We start from the raw sequence: 826 nt of genomic DNA, 5'->3' as shown, positions 1-826 counted from the left end.
GCTTGCGCGAACTCCCGCATCCGTACCGGGTCCTGGGCCCGCAGCACCGTCGTCACGTGCGGCAGCTCGGCGCACACCCCGAGCCCCGCGCCCTCCGGCGGCGCGCCCGCGCCGTCCACGAGGACGAGCCCGAGCCGGTCCGGCCGCTCGCCCGCCGCGAGCGAGGCGGCGAGCGCTCGCAGCAGCTCGGTGCGGCCGCTGCCCGCCGGGCCCTCGATGATCAGGTGCGGCCCCTGGGTGCCGCCGAGATCCGCCTGCGCCGGGCCCTCCGGCCCCGCGCCGAGCACCCCGAGCACCCGCCCGCCCGGTGCCTCGTCCGCCGCGCTCGCCCACCGCGCGAGCAGCGAGGCGGGCGTGGCCCGCGCCAGGCCCAGCTCGTCCAGCAGCCGCACCGCCTGGGGCAGCGGCGAGGCCGTGGCGGCGGTCCGGGGCGCGCCCCGCGCCGCGTCCGTGCGCAGCGGCGCGAGGGCCCGCGCGAAACGCTCCGCCCAGGCCGCCGAGACGGCGTCCACGGTGCCCGTCGTGCCGTGCCCGGCGAGCCGTCCGCCCACCGTGCGCACCACGTGCACGGCCGTCGCGACGTCGCCGCTCAGCAGCGCGGCGGCCCCGCAGTCCCGGAAGGCGGCGAGCCGCGCGCAGGCCGCCTCGAAGGTCTCGGCGACCGGCGAGGCCGGGGAGGCCGGAGCGGTCTCCGCGAGGCACACGAGGTGCACCCCGGCCGCCCGCCCCTCCTCGCTCGCGCACCACGCCGCCGCCTCGCGCAGCGCGGGCGTGCCCGGGTCGCCGTCGAGCACGACGAGGGCCCGCAGGCCCTCGTACTGCCCGG

At 81.6% G+C, this 826-nt stretch carries 1 protein-coding gene; it reads right to left on the bottom strand.

Features of this window, described 5'->3' with window-relative positions; genetic code table 11:
* Positions 1-826 (bottom strand): FtsK/SpoIIIE domain-containing protein (locus SSBG_RS09830; RefSeq protein WP_037869382.1); only part of this gene is annotated, 826 nt, incomplete at both ends.

It is taken from the genome of Streptomyces sp. SPB074 (assembly GCF_000154905.1).
Lineage (GTDB): Bacteria > Actinomycetota > Actinomycetes > Streptomycetales > Streptomycetaceae > Streptomyces.
Note: the sequence above shows the minus strand (reverse complement) of the source record. Positions and strands in the feature narration are given on the sequence as shown.